Genomic DNA, 20,652 nt, shown 5'->3' with positions numbered 1-20,652 from the left:
TATATGAGCCTGCAATTTCCAGATACACCCGAATTCACCGGTCTTTACAAACCCAGTCGCGTGGAAGCCAGCATTGTCGACCTTGAGGTGGAGGGCACTATCCCGGAGGCCATCAACGGCACCTTCTATCAGGTAGCTCCCGATCCGCAATATCCTCCCATGCTTGGCAACGATATCTTCTTCAACGGCGATGGTATTGTCAGCGCATTTCGCTTTACAGGCGGGAAAGTCAGCCTGAAACGACGCTATGTCGAAACCGAGCGCCTGAAAGCACAACGCCGCGAACATCGTTCCCTGAATGGGGTTTATCGCAACGTCTACACCAACGATCCCCTGGCGGCCTCGAATAATACAACGGCGAATACCACAGTGATTACACACAATGGTATTCTGCTGTCCATGAAGGAAGACTCGCTGCCCTGGGCGTTGAACCCCGATACACTGGAAACAATCGGTGAATGGGATTTCAACGGGCAGATTAAATCCGCAACCTTTACCGCACACCCCAAACGGGACCCGGATAACGATGCGCTTCTCTGCTTTGCGTATGAAGCCAAAGGCGACGCCACGCCGGACATCGCCTATTTCGAAATCAGCGATACCGGGGAGCTGACCAGGGAAATCTGGTTCCAGGCCCCCTATGCCGCCATGATCCACGACTTTGCCGTCACGCAAAATTACGTCATTTTCCCGATTATCCCGTTGACAGCAGATCTTGAACGCATGCGCAAAGGCGGGCAACACTTCCAGTGGCAACCTGACCTGCCGCAGCTTTTCGGTGTCCTGCCGCGTAACGGCTCGGCGCAAGATATACGCTGGTTTTATGGGCCGGTGAATGGCTTTCAGGGGCATACGCTCAATGCTTATGAAGAGGGCAATAAAATTTTTGTCGATATGCCGGTCACAAACGGCAACGTCTTCTATTTTTTCCCTCAGGCCGATGGCGCCGTCCCACCGCCGGAATCCCTGAAAGCCGCCTTGATGCGCTGGACATTCGACCTGGACGCCGAAGACCATGATGTTGTGCCGCAACTGTTGACGGCCACGCCCTTCCCCTGCGAATTCCCACGCTGTGACGAACGCTATAACGGCAAACCTTATCGTTATGGTTTTACGCTCGCCTACGATCCGCAGTTGCCCTTTGATTCGGCAACGCTGGGCGCCCTTCCGTTCCAGTTTTTCAACCAGTTAGCGCGTATTGATGTTGTCACCGGGAAAAGTGAAATGTGGTATCCAGGCGATGCGCAGTGTTTCCAGGAGCCAGCCTTTATCCCGCGCAGCAAAGATGCGCCAGAAGGTGATGGATGGGTTGTGTGCGTCATGAACGACCTTCGGGCGCACACCTCTGAGCTACTTATTATGGATACTGCGCACTGGGTACAGGGTCCGCTGGCCAGAGTCAAAATTCCCTTCCGTTTACGCATGTCGCTACATGGTAACTGGTCCGGAGACTAACCCCTGGCGGAATACGCAGCCATGATAAACAAACGGGCCTGACCCCGTCGTTTAACGATACGGGGGATTGACCGTCCGTACCTTCCGGGTTTGTCGGAGAATCATCCGGTAAACCCGGTCAAAGGTGCTGGCAGGTATCCGTTGGCGGATCAGCGAAAAACGCCGGGAGTGGGAAACAAAACGAAAATCCACACATTAACTCGTTGAGTTAAAAAAATTTTTCCGCTCTCCCCGCGGGAAATCCCACCGGGAGAGCGGCTAATTACTGACGAGGAATGCGCTGTTCCCAGCAACGATGCCAGACAGATTGATCGTTGTGCGTGACCGTCATTTCCCCGCTAATCAGGTAGTCGTCTTTGTCGCCGCGTAGCGTCAACGCGACATCCGCCTGCGTCCACCAGCCTTCCCGGCCAATCTTCATCGTCTGGGTAAGCTGGTAGCAGGCCGACAATGGATCCTGGTTGCAGATAGTCAGCTCGCGGCGCAGGCTGTGATCTACCGTGGTGTCGATATCATCAAAGCGATACACCCCTTCCCCGAATACCCCACCTACGCCCTGCGTGACGCAGATCCAGCTATCCGTCACCACATCATAATGCAACTCGCGATCCACCCGGCCTGGACTTAACACCGTCAGCGGAGTATCCGGCGCCGTTTCCGGATGCGGGTTGGGGCCAGGGATCGTAGCCAGACTATCGCACACCGGCAGATGCAACACCGCCCGCGCGAGATCCAGCGTCAGCGTCGCCGCCTCCGGCATGGGCCAGACCATAGGCCAGAAGGTGGTCGCCAGCGCGATACGCACCCGGTGTCCGGGGGCAAACCGCCAGGCGATGCCATCTAACTGCACCTCAACATCAATGGTTTCCCCGGGCGTTAATGCCTGCGCCTGGTGTTGCCCCTGATGATGACAGAGATTGACCCAACCATGAGTGATGCGTGTCACCGCCCCGTCCGGGGCGACATCCGACAACCGGACATACAACATGGCCGCCGGTTTATCGCTCTGCAGCGCCACCCGAAAACGCGGGAAGCCATAAATAGTCAGGGGAGCATCCAGCGGTGCGCTCTCAAAACAGGTCGCCTGGCCGTCGTCGATACGCTGGTCCGGCGGGCTTTCCCCCAGAACGCCCGCCCCCATCCACTCGCCGCCCATCAGTCCGTGGCTTTGCGGGGAACATATCGCCTGCCAGCCTGCCTGTGCGTCGGGCTGAAGCGCGAGGCGGCCATGTGCGGGATACCAGGCCATCTGACGCGCGGCATCGGCGGTGTCGCAATCCACGGCGACCCATGTGCCACTCGCCGTCGGGCGACTGGCGGCAGGCGGCTGGCTGTCATTCAGCCAGACCTGGAGGCGCGGCCCTGCCAGTGCGTCGTTGTCTTCCCCCTTCAACCAGTGATTCCACCAGCGCACCGCTTCCTGAAGGAAACCTATTGCTGGCGCGGGCGTACCGTCCTGCGGATAGATATGGGCCCAGGGACCGATTATCGCCCGACGCGGCACCGTCAGATTATCCATCAAACGAAACACCGCATTGCTGTAGGAATCCGCCCAGCCACCGACCGCCAGGACCGGGCACTGAATCGCCGCCCAGTCCTCCCCGACGGAACCATGTCGCCAGTAGGCGTCTTTGTGCGGGTGTTCCATCCACAACGCCGGGAAAAAAGGCATGTTCTCCAGGCGCTCACGCCAGGCATCGAACCAGCTATCACCCACCAGCGCCGGGTCCTGGGGTCGGCTCTGGTAGGCCAGCATGATCCCGCCCCACCACAGGTTGTCGTTCAGCAGGCAACCGCCTTTGTAGTGGATATCGTCGTTATAACGGTCATCCGTGGAGCACACCGTAATGATCGCTTTCAGCGCCGGCGGGCGACGTGCCGCCAGTTGCAGGCAATTAAACCCGCCCCAGGATTTGCCCATCATGCCCACCGCCCCGCTGCACCAGGGCTGGCGGCTTATCCAGTCGATAACTTCCAGTGCGTCTTCCTGCTCCTGAAGCAGATATTCATCAGCCAGTAAACCATCGGATTCGCCGCTACCGCGCATATCCACGCGCAACACGGCGTACCCATGGCCCGCGAAATACCCGTGCATGGGTTCATCGCGGGTACGGGTACCATCCCGTTTGCGGTACGGGATATATTCCAGAATCGCCGCCACGGGTTGTGGGCTGTCGGGGAGCCACATCCGCGCGGCCAGCCGGGTGCCATCGGCCAGCGGGATCCACACGTGTTCACTGACTGTGACCGAATAAGGGAAGTGGGTAAGGATTTTTTTCATGACGCGCCTGCCAGTAAATTATTGCCGCCCCGCTTCCCCAGCACATCATCCAGCCAGGTGGTGCGCATTTCAGGCACCGAGGTCAGCAGTTTTTCAGTGTAAGTGTGCATCGGCGCGCTAAAGACATCGCTGGTCGCGCCCTGCGCGACGATGTTGCCCTGATACATCACGGCGACCTGGTGAGCGATGCGTTTTACGGTGCTCAGGTCGTGGGTGATAAACAGATAGGACAGCCCCAGTTGCTCCTGTAAGCGGCGCAACAGATTCAGCACCTCTTCCGCCACCAGCGGGTCCAGCGCCGAGGTCACTTCATCACAAATGATCAGATCCGGGTTGGCGGCCAGCGCACGGGCAATACAGACGCGTTGTTTCTGGCCACCGGATAACGCGCCTGGCGTGCGTTCCAGTAAGGTTTCCGGCAACTCCGTCAGGCGCAGCAGTTCCCCGACCCTGACGCGCACCTGTTTTTTGTCGAACCCGAAATAAAACACCAGCGGGCGGCCGATTATCTCCAGCACCGTCTGGCGCGGGTTCAGCGCGATATCCGGCAACTGATAAATCATCTGGATACGGCGCAGCGTTTCTTTATCGCGCTGTTTGTAGTGATTCGCCAGCGTGGCCCCCTGAAAGCGCACCTTGCCCTGAGTTTCATTATTTAAGCCGCACAATGCGCGGGCCAGGGTGCTTTTGCCGCTACCGGATTCACCAATAACCGCCAGCGTCGCGCCCCGAGTCAGGCTCAGGGAAACGTCATGCACCACGATTTTACCGCTGTAGCTGGTACTGAGCCGCTCCAGCGCCAGCAGTGGTTGCGGGTCTGATGTTTGCGCCTGGGCTGGCGCCAGCGGGTGGGTGCGTTCACTCACCAACTGGCGTGTGTAGGCTTCCTGGGGTTGCTGGAGGATTTGCCCGGCCGTGCCACACTCCACCTCCCGCCCCTGACGCAACACCATAATGCGGTCGGCGATTTGCGCCACCACCGCCAGGTCATGGGTGATATACAGCGCCGCCGTGTGGAATTCACGCACCAGTTTGCGCAGCATCACCAGTACCTCAATCTGGGTGGTCACGTCCAGCGCGGTGGTCGGTTCATCCATCACCAACAGATCGGGCTTGCAGGACATCGCCATCGCCGCCATCGCGCGCTGGAGCTGCCCGCCGGAAAGCTGGTGCGGATAACGTTTGCCAATATATTCCGGGTCCGGGAGATCCAGCGCCCGGAACAAGGTCACCGCCCATTGCCGGGCCGCCTCTTTGCTCATCAGCTTATGGCGTACCGGTCCTTCGCATACCTGCTGGCCAATGGTAAGCGAGGGATTAAATGCCGCCGCCGCGCTCTGCGCTACATAAGCCACGCGTTTGCCGCGAAAATCGCGTTTTTGCGCGGAAGACAGCCCCAGCAGATCGGTGCCATTGATACAGACTTCCCCACCGCCGAACCGGCAACCGGGGCGCGCGTATCCCAACGCCGCGAGGCCGATGGTGGATTTCCCCGCGCCAGATTCGCCAATTAGCCCCAGAACCTCGCCAGGAAGCAGCGTCAGGGAAATGTCCTGCACCAGCGGTAAGCCTTCGTACGTTTCGATACGCAACTGGCGCATCTCAAGAACAGGTTGCGTCATAATTCCCCCCCGACAGAAAGGTGCTGGCGGGTTAACAGCCAGTCCACGACCAGATTTACGCCAATGGTCAGCAACGCGATAGCCGCCGCCGGATAAAGGGGCGCCAACAGGCCGAAGTTAATCGCCTGCGCGTTGTCGCGCACCATACTGCCCCAGTCGGCATAAGGCGGTTGAATGCCCAGTCCCAGGAAGCTCAAGCCCGCGATAAACAAAAACGTAAAGCAAAAACGCATGCCGAACTCCGCCAGTAACGGGGGAATCGCGTTGGGCAGGATCTCTTTACGCAGTACCCAGCCAATCCCCTCCCCGCGCAGGCGAGCGACTTCGACATATTCCTGGCACACAATGTCCTGGGCAACCAGGCGCGCCAGGCGGAACACACGGGTCGCGTCCAGCAAGGCGATGGTCGCCACCAGGACCGGAATGGAGGTGCCGAGCACCGACAACACAATCAACGCCAGGATAAGCACCGGAATAGACATCAGGGTATCGACGATACGCGTCAGCAAGACATCCACCCAACGGCCATAAATCGCGGCCGTAAAACCGGTGATAATCCCCAGCAGAAACGAGCAAAATGTGATGATCAGCGCGATAGAAATAGTGGTGCGCGCGCCAAACAACAGGCGGGAAAGCATATCGCGCCCCAGGCTGTCCGTGCCAAACGGCAAACCCGCCGCCGACTGCATCCAGACATCACCCACCTGCGCGGTTTCACTGTGCGGCGCGATCCAGGGCGCGAACAACGCGGCGACCAGGTTCACGCCAATAATCGCCAACCCCAGCATAGCCGACAGCGGTATACGCCATTGTCTCACTCTGTTCATGAAGACCTCGCGTGACGTAAACGAGGGTTACACCAGATAGCCAACAAATCTGCCAGCATATTCAGGATAATATAGGTGCCGCCGAAAATCAGTCCACACGCCTGCACTACCGGCAGGTCGCGCCGGGTAACGGCATCCACCATGTACTGACCCACCCCCGGGTAGACAAACACCACTTCCACCAAAATGACCCCTACTATCAAATAAGCCAGGTTAAACGCGATAACGTTAATAATGGGCGCCAGCGCATTGGGCAAGGCATGGCTGAGAACAATGCGCCATTTGGGCAGCCCTTTGAGCAACGCGGTTTCGATATAGCTGCTGGACATGACCGCCCCGACCGACGCTCGCGTCATGCGCAGCATATGCGCCAGCACCACCAGTACCAGCGTGAGCATCGGCAATGTGCAGGTGTACAAACGCTGGCCGAAGCTCACTCCTGGGGCGACTGTCGCCAGGCTGGGAAACCACGCGAAATGGATAGCAAAGAACATCACCAGCAGGTAGCCGACAAAAAACTCCGGTACCGAAATACTCAGCAACGTCAGATTATTAGCCAGACGATCAAACCAGGAATCGCGCCAGATAGCCGAGGCTATCCCCAGCACCATAGCTAACGGGATAGCCACCACCGCCGCATACCCGGCCAGGAACAGGGTATTCTCCAGACGCGGCAGTAACACTGCGCTGACAGGCTCATTATTCGCCAGTGACACCCCCAAATCGCCGTGCAACACCCCGCCCAGCCACTGGAGGTAACGCCATGCGGCGGGTTGATCCAGCCCTAACTGGCTGCGGAGCGCCGCGATGGTTTCCGGGGTACCGTTTTGCCCCAACAACGCGCTGGCGATATCTCCCGGCAATAATTCGGTGCCGAGGAAAATCAGCATTGATACCAGCCACAAGGTTACGATCCCCAGCAACAAACGCTGGATTATCAGCTTTTTCATCACGCCTCCAGCCAGACCCGTTCCGCAAGGTGGCCACCCATAAAGTTAAACAATGGATGCGGTGCGATACCGCCGACCTTCTTGCTGGCGGCATCCAGATAATCACCAAACAGGGGGATCATCGCCCCTCCGTCGTCACGGGCAATGCTTTGTAGCTCACCATAAATTTCCGCGCGTTTGCGGTCATCCAGCAACGAGCGCGCCTGGAGCAGCAATGCGTCGAATTTTTCATTTTTCCAGTGGGTGTCGTTCCACTTCGCCGTGGATTGCCAGGCGGTGGAGAACATCTGGTCGGCGGTAGGCCGCCCACCCCAGTACCCCATACAGAATGGCGCTTTCATCCAGACATCGTCCCAGTAGCTGTCCGCGGGCTGGCGTTTGATGCTGACCTGAATCCCTCCTTTTTTCGCCTGATCCTGGAACAGAGCCGCCGCATCCAGCGCCCCGGCAAATGCCGCATCCGATGAAGACAGCTCCACGGCCAGACTATCCATTCCGGCTTTTTTCAGGTGGAAACGTGCTTTGTCCGGGTCGTACACCCGTTGTTCCAGCGCGTGATTAAAGAAACGATCGGTTTTCGGAATGGGGTGATCGTTGCCCAACTGGCCGTAGCCGCGCAGGATGGTTGACAGAATTTTTTCGCGATCGATGCCGTACTTAATCGCCAGACGCACATCATTGTTGCTGAATGTCGGGGTGCGGCAATCCATCAGGAAGGTGAAATGCTGCCCGCCGGACGAGCGCACGATATTCAACGCAGGGCTACGTTTGAGGAAATCGACTGTTTTGAAGTCCACACGGTTGATGGCGTGCACCTGGCCTGAGATCAACGCATTGGTTCGCGCGGTGGCGTCGTTGATGACCAGCACTTCCACCGCGTCGACAAACGCGCGGTTCGGCTTCCAGTAATGGGGGTTGCGCTGGAATAACGAACGTACCCCTGGCTGGTACTGGCCGAACACAAACGGGCCGGTGCCAATCGGGTGCGACCAATCATTAAAACCATTGGGCACCACCAGCAGGTGGTAATCCGCCAGCAGATAAGGCAAGTCGGCATTGCCGCTATCCAGGGTGAGCGTAATTTCGTCCGGTGCGGATTTCACCAGGTTAACAATGCTGTCCAGTTGCGTTTTAATGGCGCTGCGCGACTGGTCGCCACGGTGTAAATTGATAGACCAGAGAATGTCATCCGCATCGAGTGTTTTACCATTATGGAATGTCACATCTTTACGTACTTTAAACACCCACTCTTTCGCGCCCGGTTTGGCTTCCCAGCTTTCCAGCAGTTCCGGCACCGCCTGGTTATGTTCATCAATTTCCACCAGGCCATTCATCAGCATATAAGCCTGGTTTAAAGGCACCCAGTCGGTAAACAGACGTGGGTCCAGCGTATCGCTGGTATTCCCGCCGGACATCCCCAGTTTCAGCGTGCCGCCTTTTTTTGGAACGGCATCGGCGGCAAAAACATTCAGAGGAGAAAGAGAAAACGAACTACCAATCCCCAGTGCTGCGGCGCCGGTGATAAAAGACCGGCGGCTCAGACGCCCCTGTTGAAATAATTCCTGCCAATGGGAGTGACTCTCTTTCATTTATTTTTCTCCGTGAGTTATCAGTCTGCTTTACGCATCTCCTCTGCATCGTGGAGTGTCGCAATTATGATTTATATCAAAATGTTTTATGACTAATGCATGAATTTTTCGTATCAGACTATGCAAAAAACAGGCGGCAGAACACCCCTGAAAACGTTATTTTCATCGTAATGATTTATACAAAAGGAATTAGGTCCGGTGGAATTACATACGGTCGTCGGGTTAATTGGGGTATTCTGCTACCTGTTAGCCTATGCATTAGTACAAATGCGTAATCTACAGATAGATTCTGACATTTATGCCATTCTGAATATTATTGGCGGGGTATGCGGACTTTATTCCCTCAGCCATGATTTTAATCTTGCCGCGGCAATTTCACAAAGCATGTGGTTAATTTTCACCCTTATTGGTATGCATACTTCACGCAGAAGACGCAGCATAGTCAAGGATAAAAAAACTACCGGATAATGAATAACCTTAATAAACAAAAGTCTATCATTATAATTAAATGCTTTTACTGCCCGCGTGGACATATAAGAAAGTAATGATATTTCCACTACGCTATCAGGGGTTTATTTATCTCAGCGGAATGATTCCTGACAGATAAAACAAGGGGTTTAACGCGACTGATATAACGCGTTAATCACCTGGCGAATAACCGGCTTGAGATAACGCTCTTTCGGAGTCATCAGGAAACATTTCCCCGCCGCGCCCAGTTTGCCAGGCCAGGCGGGGACCAGTTCCCCACGGGTAATCTGGTCTTGTACTAATCCTTCCCATCCCAGCAAAATGCCATCCCCCTGAACCGCCGCCTGCACCAGAAAAGGGTAGTTATTGGCCCGCCAGCACTGGCGGGGGAAAAAACCAGGCACTTGCTGCGACTCGAACCATTCGCGCCAGCCAGTCCATTCCCGTTGCGGGTCGTCCTGAACCAGCAGCGTAAATCGCAATAAATCTGCGGCGGAGTCGAGCGGCCCCATTTTCGCCAGATAGTCCGGCGCACACATGGGGTAACAGATTTCGTCAAATAATACGGTCGACTCCAGCCCTGGCGGGGGTTCACGGAGATAAAAAATCGCAAGGTCAAACTCGGAAGTACGCAAATCGGCAAAACTATCGGAAATGCGCATCCGCACTTGCAGGTCCGGCAACTGGCGATGTAGCGCCGCTAACCGGGGAGATAACCACAGAGAGCTCATCGCGCTGGTACAGGCGATAGTCACCAGGGGCTGACCATTCCAGCCCATCACTTCCGCCGTCGCCTGGGAAAGCGCCGCCAGTTGTGTCCGCACCTGGGCGACGTAAGCCTCGCCACGCGGCGTCAGCAACACCCGACGCTGCGTGCGCAGGAACAATTTGCAGCCAAGCATCTCTTCGAGCTGGATTATCTGTCGGCTAATGGCGCTTTGCGTCAGATTCAATTCAAGGCACGCCCGTGAGATATTCCCGTAGCGCGCGACACACTCAAAAGCAATCAAGGTATTAAGCGGCGGTAATGGTTCAATTTGCATAGTGATATTCCAGGTGACACCTTCTCAGGCCAGGTATTTCTGATAATGGCCGTCTGCGGCACAGAGATATCTATCCCCATCTTGCGTAGCTGAGAAAGGATCTCGAATAACAAGTTGCTTTTCGTGGTGCCAATCATACGCGGAGACAGGACATAACCGATAACACTTATTACCATGCAACCCGCATTCAGTTTCACCAGGCGGGCAAGATGTTTTCCGCAACAGATGCTAATCCCCTTCTGGGGTAAAAAGCTCACTTCTCAGGGCGGCGCCAGCCGGTAAATCCCGCCTGTAATGCCGTTCAGTTAAGGATTGGTTGACCACGATTGATTTTATCCCTGTACTTGCCCGCCAACCGGGAAAACGGCACAACCGGTTAGTTGTAGGGCGCCTCAAAGACCTCAATCATCCGCATTCTCTTACGTTGCAAATCAGAGACAACATCAACGCCAGGAAGCTCGGCCAGTTTGGGAGGTACTGCGTGCAGACGATGGACTAAAAACAGACGAAAAAGTCCGGGAGTGGGGAAATTTTTGTGGGATGCGCTGGAACGAAAAAAGGACCCGAAGGTCCTTTTTCATAGACTTACAGATAACTGCGGCTATCTGTAAATCAAAATCTGGAGCGGGAAACGAGACTCGAACTCGCGACCCCGACCTTGGCAAGGTCGTGCTCTACCAACTGAGCTATTCCCGCTTAATCTTCGTCTTTCAAGCTGCTTCTGCGTTAACTACTTTACCGCAACCTGAAATCCTGTCATCTGGATGGTGCTTTCAAATTTTTGGAGCGGGAAACAACTCTAAAACCTAATTCATTGATTTTAAAAATCTTTTCCATCAACCCCATAACAGGATGGGCGGAATTATGAACGAACTCCGGAGTGATAGCAATACCTGTTCTCAATTTTTTTGCACGACAGCCTAAATTACAACCAGTTACAACAACCTCGGTCGTTCAACCTGGACTAACGTCTACACACCTGGCCATCCAGAGCTAATTATTGTGGAGCGAAACGTGGGACGAGCGCTTCTTTCTCATAGCCTGTCTGTTCGAGCCTTGGCCCAAGCATGGTGAGTTCATTGCACTGACAGGGCATCTCGCTGAGAACGAGCGGCATGACAGTCTGTCCTTCATCAAGCTAGCCATGGGTGTACAGAAGGCCAGAGCATTGTGCGAGCAGGCAACCCGGCCTTCCGGGAGGCCGCACGTTATTTGTCTGATTACAACAATATTGTCGAAAAACAGTTCAAGGAGGAGTTCTTCGTGCATCAGGCTTTCCTGCCGATGGGGTTACGGGCACACTGGATGACTCACCGTTTCATTAGTACCCGGATAAAGCCCGCACGATACAGGAATAGGCCGGAATGAAAGATGTGACGTTTACGCCTTCCGTGGCGGACCAGTTGCCTTATCTGGATATCGCCCAGGCATTACGGATAAGATTAATCTGCGGGGACGTGAGGGTAGAACTCCAGATCGGCAGTAGCCGCGAAATCTCCGCCGCCACGTAAGCGCATCACTACCAGGCAACTCTGAGTTTCTGGAGCGCGGATTATTATGCCCCGAATACTTATTGCTTCGGCGTTCGCCTGGATCCCGGGAAATGGACGCACAACCCTGACAATTCGCTCTGGCTAAGTATACCCCGAGTTGAACCAACAAACCCAGGCCGCGATTACCACGCTCTCGTTTGAGCAACGCGGGCATATTTACCAGTAGATGCAACGCGAGCTACTGGCCCGTTCCCCGTATGTGATTGTCCTGCAAGGCCGCAGCCTGATCGGAATACGCGAAAATGTGCAGGAATATATCCAGGGGTTTAACCCGGATATAGTGTATTACAACCGGGTCCCGAAATAACGCCTGGTGCGCTATCATTCTTCCCCGCCCTCCAGCCAGCGTGGATCCCCGACCGTTTTACCCACCTGTCTTGCTACATTGCGAACGCGTTCGCCAAGCTGGCTGACTTCCTGTTCTGTCGCGATGGATGACGGGAATGTCAGGCAAAATGCCAGCATTTCGCCGGTATGCGGATCGCGCACAGCGCTGCTGACTGACGCTGCGCCAGGGACGGATTCATTAATGGCCGAGGCCCACTGGCGATGACGAATAACCTGAATCTGCTGTTGCAGAGTTGCCAGTGACATGGATGCCTCTCCATTGGGTGCCAGAATCGGGCGATACTGCGTTTCCAGCTCGTTGTCGTTCAGGTAGGCCAGCAAGGCACGTCCGGTGGATGTCCCCCAGGCGGGGGAGCGGGTCCCCGGATGGGTAATTACCCGCAGGGCGTGCATACCGGGCATCACCCGCAGCACCAGCACATCCTGCCCGCTTAGCATGGAGATATAACCGGTGTGCCCGGTTTGCTGGCACAACGGCTGCAACATCTGTTCAATATGGTCGCTGAGGTTGGAGTTATGACGCACCAGCCAGGTAACTTCCAGCAGCAGCAGGCTGGGCTGATAGGCCCGTGTCCGGCTGTCGCGCTCCAGAAAGCCGGTTTCGGATAATTGTTTCAGTAAGCGGGATGCAGTGCTCTTTGGGTAACCAAGGTGTTCTACCACATCGCTCACAGTGACACTGCGCTTCAGACGGCTCATCAACTGAAGAACCGCTGCTGTGTTATTTAGTATGCTCATGCACATCTCGTTAATAAGGAACCTGGGCCGCAAGGCCAATACATCCGCATAATAACCGTCTGAGCGCGTCTGTATCGGCGTTGCAGCGAGCGTAGTTTATAGCATGTAATTGTCGGTACATGGAGAAAGTGTCTCAGGTGTTGGCTCCCGTTTCGTCCATTTCAGGTCATCCATCCAGGCTGCGCACTATTTTTGCGATATGGCCAGATAATGCACACACCAGTATTTATCGGGCGTCCATGCTGAGTCAGACATACACGCACAATTTCAGTGCACCACTCGCTCTACATTAGTGCAATGTCTTTGAATTACAAATAAAAAAATATCATGACAGGGACAAAAACACCTTGACGGGTTTTTGCTCACCGCTTTATGTTAAGAACATAAAAAATAGAACATGGTTCCATAAAATGGAACAAAAAAGGGATGGAATTCAGTCTTTGCTGGCAGGCCGTGAGCTAATGCGTCGCACTATTGTCTCCGCTTGGTATCACGTCTTGCGGTAACCCTGTGTTCGTTCCCCGGATAACGTCAGGCCACATGCCGTGGCTACAGATACACACAACTTCGCTACCTTAACCGTTCGGGGGTTAAATGAATAAACGTCTTTTGATGGTGATTGCAGGAGCATTTTCTGTAACCAGTCTGGGTTTCAGCGCGGCAGGGTATGCTGCTGAGAATCTGAATATCGGCCTGGAAGCGGTGCCCGGTACGCTGGATCCGGTAAAATATACCGGGACTTACGAATCCGACGTGATGATGAATATCTTCAATACGCTGGTGTATTACGACAAAAATCTCAAAAGCATTATTCCAGGCCTGGCGACACAGTGGCAGGTTAGTCCGGATATGAAAACGTACACATTCACGTTGCGTGATGATGTCTATTTTCAGCCCGGGAAATTCCAGCAGGGCCGGAAAATGACGGCGGAAGATGTGCGCTATAGCTTGCTGCGCTCGGCAAAAGAGTCTGTCATGAAGCGCGCACGGATGATTCAGGACGTTCAGGTTATCCCCCCTAATCAGGTCAAAGTCACGCTTAACCAACCGAATGCCGCTTTTCTCGCAGTACTGACTGACGTGGGCAACGCCATTGTTCCTAAAGAAGAAGTGGAAGGACAGGGCAACAATTTTGGCCTGCACCCGGTCGGCACAGGGCCTTTCATGCTGAAGAAGTGGAATAAAGACGAGAAAATCAGCCTTGTCCGATTCGACAAGTATTACGCGCACAATGTGAATCTTGAGCATGTGGTCTGGAAGTTTATCCCTGATCTCAACATGATGACTAACGCCCTGTTAACCGGGGAAATCGACATCGCGACCAATATTGACGGCCCAAACCGTAAAGCGGTTCAGGACAGCCGCAATGCCCGGCTGATGTCGACACCTGGGTTAAATGTCACCTTCAGCGCCATGAATATGCAAAATGGTCCCACAAAGGATATCCGCGTGCGCCAGGCCATTGAGAAAGTGGTGAATGTGGATGACATCGTCAAAGGAATTTTCCAGTGGGGCGGAGGCTCCCGTTCGTACTCGCCTTTGCCGCAAGGCTCCTGGGGATACTGGACTGGCGCGTCGGAACAAGCGGTGAAGCCGGATCTGGCAGGCGCGAAAAAACTGATGGCTCAGGCGGGTTATCCACAAGGCTTTAAGGCAACACTGGTAACGCCGCAGGACCCGGATCGCATCAAGGCTGCGACTATCATGCAGCAGCAACTCCAGCAGATCGGTATTGATCTTTCCATCAAAAGCATGGAATGGGGCTCGTTTAGCGAATCCGTGTCAAAAGGGTTGCCGACGTTTTATAACCTGAGCTGGTCCTGGTACCCCGATCCTGACTTTTTCCTGTATCAGATGTTTAGCAGTAAACAGATTGGTTCGCTGGGGAATGGTCAGGGCTACAGCAACCCGGATGTGGATAAACTGTTGACCGATGCGGTAGGGAAAACGGGCGATCAGCAGGCACGCAGCGCGTTGTACCAGCAGGCACAGCAGAAGATCCTGGCTGATTCGCCACGCATTGAGCTCTGGACCAAAGACTTTGTGAACGGCGTCAACCGCAAGGTGGAAGGCTATCAGGTGTCTCCCGACGGGTTAATCCGTATCGTGACGCCAGACACGAACGTGACCATGAGCAAATAAGCAATGATCCGTTTTCTGTGTCATCGTGTGCTGCAAATGGTCGTGGTGCTGTTTCTGGTAGCGACTATCGTATTCCTGATAACCCGGATTATCCCCGGCGACCCGGCCGCCGTTATGCTTGGCCCGCAAGCCACTGTGGAAGCTGTCCATGAATTGAGGATGAAGCTGGGTCTGGATCGTTCGTTGCTTTCGCAATATCTGTTTTTTTTGCGGGATCTAGCGCATGGCGATTTGGGCTATTCCCTCTATTACGGCGAAAGCGTCAGTGCGCTGATTATGGAACGTCTGCCGAACACGTTGTTGCTCGGCGGCTTCGCGCTGGTGTTGTCGTTGCTGGTGGCCATCCCGGCGGGGATTATCTCCGCCGTGCGTCAGCACAGTCTGTTTGATTATGTGAGCGTGTTGCTGGCATTGATTGGCGTTTCCATTCCGGTCTTCTGGTTGGGATTACTGCTGGTGTTGCTGTTCTCCGTTCGACTGGCGTGGCTGCCCGCGACAGGCATGGGGGACTGGGACGAAGGGGCTATGGATGTGCTGCGCCATCTGATATTGCCCGGCGTCGCGTTATCCACGGTGCCGATGGCAACATTTGTGCGCATCACTCGTACCGCCATGCTGGAAGTTATCAACGCGTCTTTTATTCGCACAGCCAGGGCGAAAGGACTGTCGGAGTTCTCCGTGATTGGTAAGCACGCGTTTCGCAATGCGTTAAACCCCATCCTGACGGTGCTGGGGATTCAGATCTCAACCTTGTTGGGCGGCGCGGTTCTGACCGAAACCATTTTTGCCTGGCCGGGGATGGGGAGGCTCATTATCAGCGCCATTGAAAAACGCGATTTCATGGTGGTGCAAGGTACGATTATGTTCACCGCATTGATCTTTGTGGTGGTGAATACCTGCGTTGATGTGCTGTATGTGCTGGTCAACCCCCGAATCGATCTCAATGCCACACAGGGAGAACGTTGATGGACGCATTACGACGTTTCTGCCAGAACCGGATAGCGGTTATTGGACTGATAGTGGTTATCGTCATTGTGCTGATGGCATTGCTGGCACCCTGGATTACGCCGCACGACCCCAATCAAATGAACCTTGAGCGGTCGTTAAAAGGCATTGGTACACCGGGCGCATGGCTGGGGACAGATAATTTCGGGCGCGATATTTTAAGCCGCCTGATTTATGGCTCCAGGGTGTCGATTCTTATCGCGTTTACATCTATCGCCATTGGCGGGCTATTGGGCACCATGCTGGGCCTGGTGGCGGGGTATTTCGGCGGTTGGATTGATAATGCGGTAATGCGCCTGATGGATGCGCTGTTCGCATTCCCGTCGGTGTTGTTAGCCATTGCGCTGATGACGGTGCTGGGCGACGGGATGCTGAACCTGATAATCGCTATCTCGTTAGTGAATGTGCCCAACTTTGCCCGCATCATCCGCGGCGAAGCGCTGGCGATAAAACAGGAAAGTTATATCGATGTGGTGCGCACGCTCGGCGCGGGCCACGGGCGGATTATTTTCCGCCACATCCTGCCGAACACTATCGCCCCGCTCATTGTGTACGGCACCATGAGCATTGCGGGAGCGATTTTATCAGAAGCCGCGCTGAGTTTCCTGGGGCTTGGTATTCAGCCTCCCACGGCGACCTGGGGCAACATGCTGCGCGATGGGCAAGAGTTTTTGCGCATTGATTCCACGCTGACGTTGAGCGCCGGGCTGGCCATCCTTATGACCGTTTTAGCTTTTAACCTGGTGGGTGACGGGGTGCGTGAAGCCCTGGACCCTAAAATGAAAAAATGAGGCCCATTGTGATCGACGCAATTAATAACATCGCGACAACGCTGCGTGACGAACTGGTCGGCGCTGCCCGTTTTATCCACGCCAACCCCGAACTCGGGCTGGAAGAGAAAAAAGCACAAGCCACGCTGGTGGCGTTGCTGCGCAACCATGGTTTTGCGGTGGAGACCGGGCTGGCCGGGATGGAAACGTCCTTTGTGGCAGAATTCAGCACAGGCCCAGGGCCGGTTATCGCTTACCTGTCGGAATATGATGCACTACCTGGCATCGGCCATGCCTGCGGACATAACATTATCGGGACGTCCGGGGCGGGCGCCGGAATTATTACGAAAAAAATCATGGAACAGCGTGGCCTGTCCGGAACGGTGAAGGTGTTCGGCACCCCGGCAGAGGAGATAGGCGTGGGTAAAATCCGCATGATTGAGGCCGGGCTGTTTCAGGGCGTGGACGCCGCGATGCTAATGCACCCTTCGGATACTGCAATGGCGGACGATATCTCGTTTGCCAACTACACCTTTGAATACCACTTTACCGGCAAACCCGCCCATGCGGCGGCTTATCCGTGGGAAGGACGTAATGCTCTGGCCGGCGTAATTGAAATGTTCAATTCAATCAATGCATTGCGCCTCCATATGCGCGATTTTTGCCGGATAAACGGCATCATCACAGAAGGGGGACTGGCATCCAATATTATCCCGGCCAGCGCGAAAGCCGTGTTTAACCTACGCGCGCTGGATGGTGACACGCTGAAAACCGTGATTGAAAAAGTCCACAACTGCGCCAGGGGCGCTGCGCTGGCGACTGATACTGAGGTGAACATCACACAGACCGGGCTTGGGACGAAAGAAATCCGCAACAACAAGCGTATTGTGTCGCTGATTGCCCATCATTTTGATAACTTCGGCATCCCCCACATCCCACGTGACCTGACGCAGGGTATCGGCTCCACCGATATGGCGAACGTCACGCACGAAATCCCGGCTGTGCAGTCGTATATCGGTATCGGGAACGCCGCCGGGGCAACGCATACGCTGTCGTTTGCAAAAGCGGCGGGCTCGGAAACGGGCGATCAGGCGGTGCTGGATGCCGCCCGGGTCATGGCGGCCACCGGGTTGCAACTCATGACGGAAAGCACCCTGTTGGCCGACGTACAAGCTGAATTCGCGCAACGCCGGAAGCCCATATGATACCGCTGCTGGAGATAAAAAACCTTACGGTCGATTTCGCCTCCGGCAAACGGCACGCACGGGTTATTGACGGGCTAAACCTGACGCTACAGGCAGGGGAAATTCTGGCGATAGTCGGGGAGTCCGGCTCGGGGAAAAGCGTGACTGCGCTTAGCGTGATGGGGCTGTTGCCCACACAGGCATCCCTGGGGAAGCAGTCGGAAATCCGCTTTAACGGCACTAACTTGCGCGGATTATCTCCGGCCAGAATGCGGGCGTTGCGGGGGAAAGATATCGCCATGATTTTTCAGGACCCGATGTCGTCGCTGGATCCGTGCTACACCATCGGCGAGCAAATCATGGAAACCCTGCTGGCGCACCAATCGATGAGTCGTATTCAGGCACGAGAGGAGGCTCTGGCGCTGTTGCGTCAGGTGCATCTGACTGACCCGGAACGGCGCATGCAGCAGTATCCCCATGAATTATCCGGCGGGATGTGCCAGCGTGTGATGATAGCGATGGCGTTAAGTTCCCGCCCGCGGCTATTAATTGCCGATGAACCGACGACTGCGGTGGATGTCACGCTTCAGGCGCAAATCCTGGCGTTGCTCCGGGAACTGAATACGACGCTTGGCATTGGCATCATCATGATAACCCATGATCTGGGCGTAGTGGCCGAGCTTTGCCACCAGGTGCTGGTGATGTATGCAGGCACTTGTGTGGAATACGCCAGTGTGGAAACTCTGTTTGATACGCCCCGCCACCCCTACACGATTGGGCTGATGAAGTCGCGCCCGACGCTACATCAAGGGAAACAGGCTCTGACACCAATAGAAGGTAGCCCCCCGGACTTATTCCAGCGCCAACCAGGTTGTCAGTTTGCCGCGCGTTGTCGCCATGTGACGCCCGCATGTCGGGTACGCCCCCCGGCGCTCACCATGCTGAATGCCGGGCATCAGGTTGCCTGTTTACTGGTTAACGAGAACGCCCTATGAATAAAGAAAAAATCCTCGAAGTGACGGGATTGCGGAAAAATTTCCGGGTCAATGGACGGGGCTGGTCTGCCACATCATCCCGGACGGTGACAGCGGTGGATGATGTGTCATTTAGCTTGTATCGGGGGGAAACGTTGGGGATTGTCGGCGAATCGGGATGTGGGAAATCCACCACTGCGCGCATGATTATTGGGCTGTTAACGCCCAGCGCCGGGCACGTACAATTTCATGGTGAGGATGTCCATCGCTGTGATAACACTGCCCGGCAAAACATCACCCGCCGCTTACAAATGGTTTTTCAGGACCCGTTCTCCTCACTTAACCCACGCCATAACGTCAATAGCCTGTTATCTGAGCCGTTTGCCATTCACTGCCCGCAGTTATCGCGTACCGAGGTGCGCAAGGCGGTGGTCGAATTGCTTGCGTTGATAGGGCTGGATGAGCAGGCGCTGAGCAAATATCCTCATGAGTTTTCCGGCGGGCAGCGTCAGCGGCTTAACATTGCCCGCGCTATCGCGCTACGCCCGGAGATAGTTATTTGCGATGAGGCGGTGTCCGCACTGGATGTGTCCATTCAGGCTCAGATCCTGAACTTGTTGAAAAAGCTCCAGAGCGAGCTTGGGATAACCTGGTTGTTTGTTTCTCACGATCTCAGCGTTGTGCGTTACATCAGCGATCGTATCGCGGTGATGTATCGGGGACGGATTGTGGAAATGGGGGATTGCGAAACCATTTACAACGCGCCGAAACACCCCTATACCCAGTCGTTGTTTGCGGCTATTCCCGCAGACCATCCTCGTAATAAGCAGCCCCGCCCGTTACGAAGTCATAATGAGTTGCCTGCGCCAGCGCCCGGCAGCCAGGGGTGCGCGTTTTATCAGGGCTGCCCGCGAGCGTCGGCACATTGTCAGGCGAGGGTCCCCGATGTACGGCTTGATGATGGCCGGCATGTCGCTTGCCACCTTTATGCAGATAATGCCATGGAATACTGATGAGGCTGAACGGGACAATGTGCCAGAAGATGGTCGGATACTGAGAACGTTGTCAAACCGTTCGGCCGACACGGCAGGCTGGCCGTTGCGGTCCGTTGTCCCGTAACTCATCAGTTCTCCTGCCGGACACACATACACATCTTTCTCCAGACCGTATCTGAAGTGCTTTTTCTGGTAATCATTCGGACCTGTGATACCCTGGAAGCATCATTTTAAGCAGGCGTACCAGGTCAATGGCGGAGCGACCATTATCAGAGCAGTAAAGATGGGCAACGGTATCGCGGATAAATTCAAAGTCGATGACGACATCGATTTTACGCACCAGATAGTCTTCAGGGGCCCGTTCTTCAAGGGACACCATTTAAAACGGGTATTGCTGCGAGGTGGGTTCTCTGAGCATTACGGTCAGCCCATAAAAATACTGACCTTATTAGGTAATAAGTTCCTGCTTTACGACCAGGACGCAATCTTAAAGGACTGAAAGGTTCTTTTTCAATGGAGGGTAGATAACGATGGACGTCTACAGAACCTGAATTGGAGCGGGAAACGAGACTCGAACTCGCGACCCCGACCTTGGCAAGGTCGTGCTCTACCAACTGAGCTATTCCCGCATATTTCTATGGTGCCGTGATGCGCATTTCTGCTTCGTCACGGGAGGCGCATTATACGAGAATTGGATTTACCTGCAAC

At 55.0% G+C, this 20,652-nt stretch carries 16 protein-coding genes, 2 tRNA genes and 1 pseudogene; 9 read left to right on the top strand and 10 right to left on the bottom strand.

Features of this window, described 5'->3' with window-relative positions; genetic code table 11:
• Nucleotides 1-3: 3 nt before the first annotated feature.
• Nucleotides 4-1,455 carry a carotenoid oxygenase family protein gene (locus FE839_RS01805; RefSeq protein WP_138358538.1) on the top strand — a complete coding sequence of 484 codons (1,452 nt, stop codon included), beginning with the start codon at nucleotides 4-6 and terminating at the stop codon, nucleotides 1,453-1,455.
• 262 nt (nucleotides 1,456-1,717) lie between these two features.
• Here FE839_RS01805 and FE839_RS01800 read toward each other — a convergent pair whose 3' ends face one another.
• The 5 genes from FE839_RS01800 to FE839_RS01780 are packed head-to-tail and all read right to left on the bottom strand — an operon-like array spanning nucleotide 1,718 to nucleotide 8,724.
• Nucleotides 1,718-3,736 carry a CocE/NonD family hydrolase gene (locus tag FE839_RS01800; RefSeq protein WP_138358536.1) on the bottom strand — a complete coding sequence of 673 codons (2,019 nt, stop codon included), beginning with the start codon at nucleotides 3,734-3,736 and terminating at the stop codon, nucleotides 1,718-1,720.
• A complete protein-coding gene (locus tag FE839_RS01795) occupies nucleotides 3,733-5,358 on the bottom strand; it encodes an ABC transporter ATP-binding protein (protein WP_138358534.1) in 1,626 nt (541 codons plus the stop codon). Before FE839_RS01795 ends, FE839_RS01800 begins: the two co-directional genes overlap by 4 nt.
• Nucleotides 5,355-6,185 carry an ABC transporter permease gene (locus FE839_RS01790; RefSeq protein ID WP_138358532.1) on the bottom strand — a complete coding sequence of 277 codons (831 nt, stop codon included), beginning with the start codon at nucleotides 6,183-6,185 and terminating at the stop codon, nucleotides 5,355-5,357. The genes FE839_RS01795 and FE839_RS01790 overlap by 4 nt, the downstream gene beginning before the upstream one ends.
• Nucleotides 6,182-7,135, bottom strand: coding sequence for an ABC transporter permease (locus FE839_RS01785; RefSeq protein ID WP_138358530.1), 954 nt, complete (start codon nucleotides 7,133-7,135; stop codon nucleotides 6,182-6,184). The genes FE839_RS01790 and FE839_RS01785 overlap by 4 nt, the downstream gene beginning before the upstream one ends.
• Nucleotides 7,135-8,724 (bottom strand): ABC transporter substrate-binding protein, encoded by a 1,590-nt coding sequence (locus FE839_RS01780; RefSeq protein ID WP_138358528.1) that lies wholly within the window; start codon nucleotides 8,722-8,724, stop codon nucleotides 7,135-7,137. The genes FE839_RS01785 and FE839_RS01780 overlap by 1 nt, the downstream gene beginning before the upstream one ends.
• A gap of 198 nt (nucleotides 8,725-8,922) precedes the next feature.
• Here FE839_RS01780 and FE839_RS01775 point away from each other — a divergent pair, with 198 nt between their 5' ends.
• Entirely contained in the window at nucleotides 8,923-9,192 is a 270-nt protein-coding gene (locus FE839_RS01775) for a CBU_0592 family membrane protein (RefSeq protein ID WP_138358526.1), read from the top strand.
• A 149-nt stretch (nucleotides 9,193-9,341) separates the two neighbouring features.
• Here FE839_RS01775 and FE839_RS01770 read toward each other — a convergent pair whose 3' ends face one another.
• Both FE839_RS01770 and FE839_RS01765 read right to left on the bottom strand, forming a co-directional pair.
• Nucleotides 9,342-10,235 carry a LysR substrate-binding domain-containing protein gene (locus FE839_RS01770; protein ID WP_138358524.1) on the bottom strand — a complete coding sequence of 298 codons (894 nt, stop codon included), beginning with the start codon at nucleotides 10,233-10,235 and terminating at the stop codon, nucleotides 9,342-9,344.
• 620 nt (nucleotides 10,236-10,855) lie between these two features.
• Nucleotides 10,856-10,931 (bottom strand) — tRNA-Gly (locus FE839_RS01765).
• Nucleotides 10,932-11,599: 668 nt separating this feature from the next.
• Between FE839_RS01765 and FE839_RS24620 the strand changes: the two genes are divergently transcribed.
• The gene (locus FE839_RS24620; protein ID WP_171034799.1) at nucleotides 11,600-11,746 is read left to right on the top strand and encodes a hypothetical protein; all 147 of its coding nucleotides are present in this window, start codon (nucleotides 11,600-11,602) and stop codon (nucleotides 11,744-11,746) included.
• A gap of 363 nt (nucleotides 11,747-12,109) precedes the next feature.
• On the opposite strand, the gene FE839_RS01760 is transcribed toward FE839_RS24620, so the two are convergent.
• Nucleotides 12,110-12,874, bottom strand: a complete 765-nt coding sequence (locus FE839_RS01760) for an IclR family transcriptional regulator (RefSeq protein WP_171034798.1) — start codon at nucleotides 12,872-12,874, stop codon at nucleotides 12,110-12,112.
• Between the two features lie 594 nt (nucleotides 12,875-13,468).
• On the opposite strand from FE839_RS01760, the gene FE839_RS01755 reads away from it, so the two are divergent.
• From FE839_RS01755 to FE839_RS01730, 6 genes are read left to right on the top strand one after another with little or no spacing between them, the layout of a single operon-like run.
• Nucleotides 13,469-15,016 carry an ABC transporter substrate-binding protein gene (locus tag FE839_RS01755; RefSeq protein ID WP_138358520.1) on the top strand — a complete coding sequence of 516 codons (1,548 nt, stop codon included), beginning with the start codon at nucleotides 13,469-13,471 and terminating at the stop codon, nucleotides 15,014-15,016.
• Between the two features lie 3 nt (nucleotides 15,017-15,019).
• On the top strand, nucleotides 15,020-15,982 hold the full coding sequence (locus tag FE839_RS01750; protein ID WP_138358518.1) for an ABC transporter permease: 963 nt from the start codon (nucleotides 15,020-15,022) through the stop codon (nucleotides 15,980-15,982).
• Nucleotides 15,982-16,812 (top strand): ABC transporter permease, encoded by an 831-nt coding sequence (locus FE839_RS01745; RefSeq protein WP_138358516.1) that lies wholly within the window; start codon nucleotides 15,982-15,984, stop codon nucleotides 16,810-16,812. The genes FE839_RS01750 and FE839_RS01745 overlap by 1 nt, the downstream gene beginning before the upstream one ends.
• Before the next feature lie 8 nt (nucleotides 16,813-16,820).
• Entirely contained in the window at nucleotides 16,821-17,996 is a 1,176-nt protein-coding gene (locus FE839_RS01740; protein WP_138358514.1) for a M20 family metallopeptidase, read from the top strand.
• On the top strand, nucleotides 17,993-18,970 hold the full coding sequence (locus FE839_RS01735; protein WP_138358512.1) for an ABC transporter ATP-binding protein: 978 nt from the start codon (nucleotides 17,993-17,995) through the stop codon (nucleotides 18,968-18,970). Before FE839_RS01740 ends, FE839_RS01735 begins: the two co-directional genes overlap by 4 nt.
• Nucleotides 18,967-19,962 carry an ABC transporter ATP-binding protein gene (locus FE839_RS01730; RefSeq protein ID WP_138358510.1) on the top strand — a complete coding sequence of 332 codons (996 nt, stop codon included), beginning with the start codon at nucleotides 18,967-18,969 and terminating at the stop codon, nucleotides 19,960-19,962. Before FE839_RS01735 ends, FE839_RS01730 begins: the two co-directional genes overlap by 4 nt.
• 193 nt (nucleotides 19,963-20,155) lie before the next feature.
• Here the strand turns inward: FE839_RS01730 and FE839_RS01725 are convergent.
• Together FE839_RS01725 and FE839_RS01720 are read right to left on the bottom strand one after the other, a co-directional pair.
• Nucleotides 20,156-20,323 (bottom strand): annotated as a pseudogene (locus tag FE839_RS01725) (transposase); the annotation flags it as partial.
• 174 nt (nucleotides 20,324-20,497) lie between these two features.
• Nucleotides 20,498-20,573, bottom strand: a tRNA-Gly gene (locus tag FE839_RS01720).
• Nucleotides 20,574-20,652: the final 79 nt, after the last annotated feature.

The sequence above is a fragment of the Klebsiella indica genome (genome assembly GCF_005860775.1).
Taxonomy (GTDB): Bacteria; Pseudomonadota; Gammaproteobacteria; order Enterobacterales; family Enterobacteriaceae; genus Klebsiella; species Klebsiella indica.
The sequence above is the reverse complement of the archived record's forward strand: the minus strand, read 5'-3'. Positions and strand labels throughout refer to the sequence as shown.

What these genes read in the sequence shown, in the direction of transcription:
- FE839_RS01790 (WP_138358532.1), bottom strand. Translation starts at nt 6,185, where the DNA reads ATGAACAGAGTGAGACAATGGCGTATACCGCTGTCGGCTATGCTGGGG.
- FE839_RS01770 (WP_138358524.1), bottom strand. Translation starts at nt 10,235, where the DNA reads ATGCAAATTGAACCATTACCGCCGCTTAATACCTTGATTGCTTTTGAG.
- FE839_RS24620 (WP_171034799.1), top strand. Translation starts at nt 11,600, where the DNA reads ATGAAAGATGTGACGTTTACGCCTTCCGTGGCGGACCAGTTGCCTTAT.
- FE839_RS01735 (WP_138358512.1), top strand. Translation starts at nt 17,993, where the DNA reads ATGATACCGCTGCTGGAGATAAAAAACCTTACGGTCGATTTCGCCTCC.
- FE839_RS01760 (WP_171034798.1), bottom strand. Translation starts at nt 12,874, where the DNA reads ATGAGCATACTAAATAACACAGCAGCGGTTCTTCAGTTGATGAGCCGT.
- FE839_RS01750 (WP_138358518.1), top strand. Translation starts at nt 15,020, where the DNA reads ATGATCCGTTTTCTGTGTCATCGTGTGCTGCAAATGGTCGTGGTGCTG.
- FE839_RS01805 (WP_138358538.1), top strand. Translation starts at nt 4, where the DNA reads ATGAGCCTGCAATTTCCAGATACACCCGAATTCACCGGTCTTTACAAA.
- FE839_RS01755 (WP_138358520.1), top strand. Translation starts at nt 13,469, where the DNA reads ATGAATAAACGTCTTTTGATGGTGATTGCAGGAGCATTTTCTGTAACC.
- FE839_RS01730 (WP_138358510.1), top strand. Translation starts at nt 18,967, where the DNA reads ATGAATAAAGAAAAAATCCTCGAAGTGACGGGATTGCGGAAAAATTTC.
- FE839_RS01785 (WP_138358530.1), bottom strand. Translation starts at nt 7,135, where the DNA reads ATGAAAAAGCTGATAATCCAGCGTTTGTTGCTGGGGATCGTAACCTTG.
- FE839_RS01800 (WP_138358536.1), bottom strand. Translation starts at nt 3,736, where the DNA reads ATGAAAAAAATCCTTACCCACTTCCCTTATTCGGTCACAGTCAGTGAA.
- FE839_RS01745 (WP_138358516.1), top strand. Translation starts at nt 15,982, where the DNA reads ATGGACGCATTACGACGTTTCTGCCAGAACCGGATAGCGGTTATTGGA.
- FE839_RS01795 (WP_138358534.1), bottom strand. Translation starts at nt 5,358, where the DNA reads ATGACGCAACCTGTTCTTGAGATGCGCCAGTTGCGTATCGAAACGTAC.
- FE839_RS01780 (WP_138358528.1), bottom strand. Translation starts at nt 8,724, where the DNA reads ATGAAAGAGAGTCACTCCCATTGGCAGGAATTATTTCAACAGGGGCGT.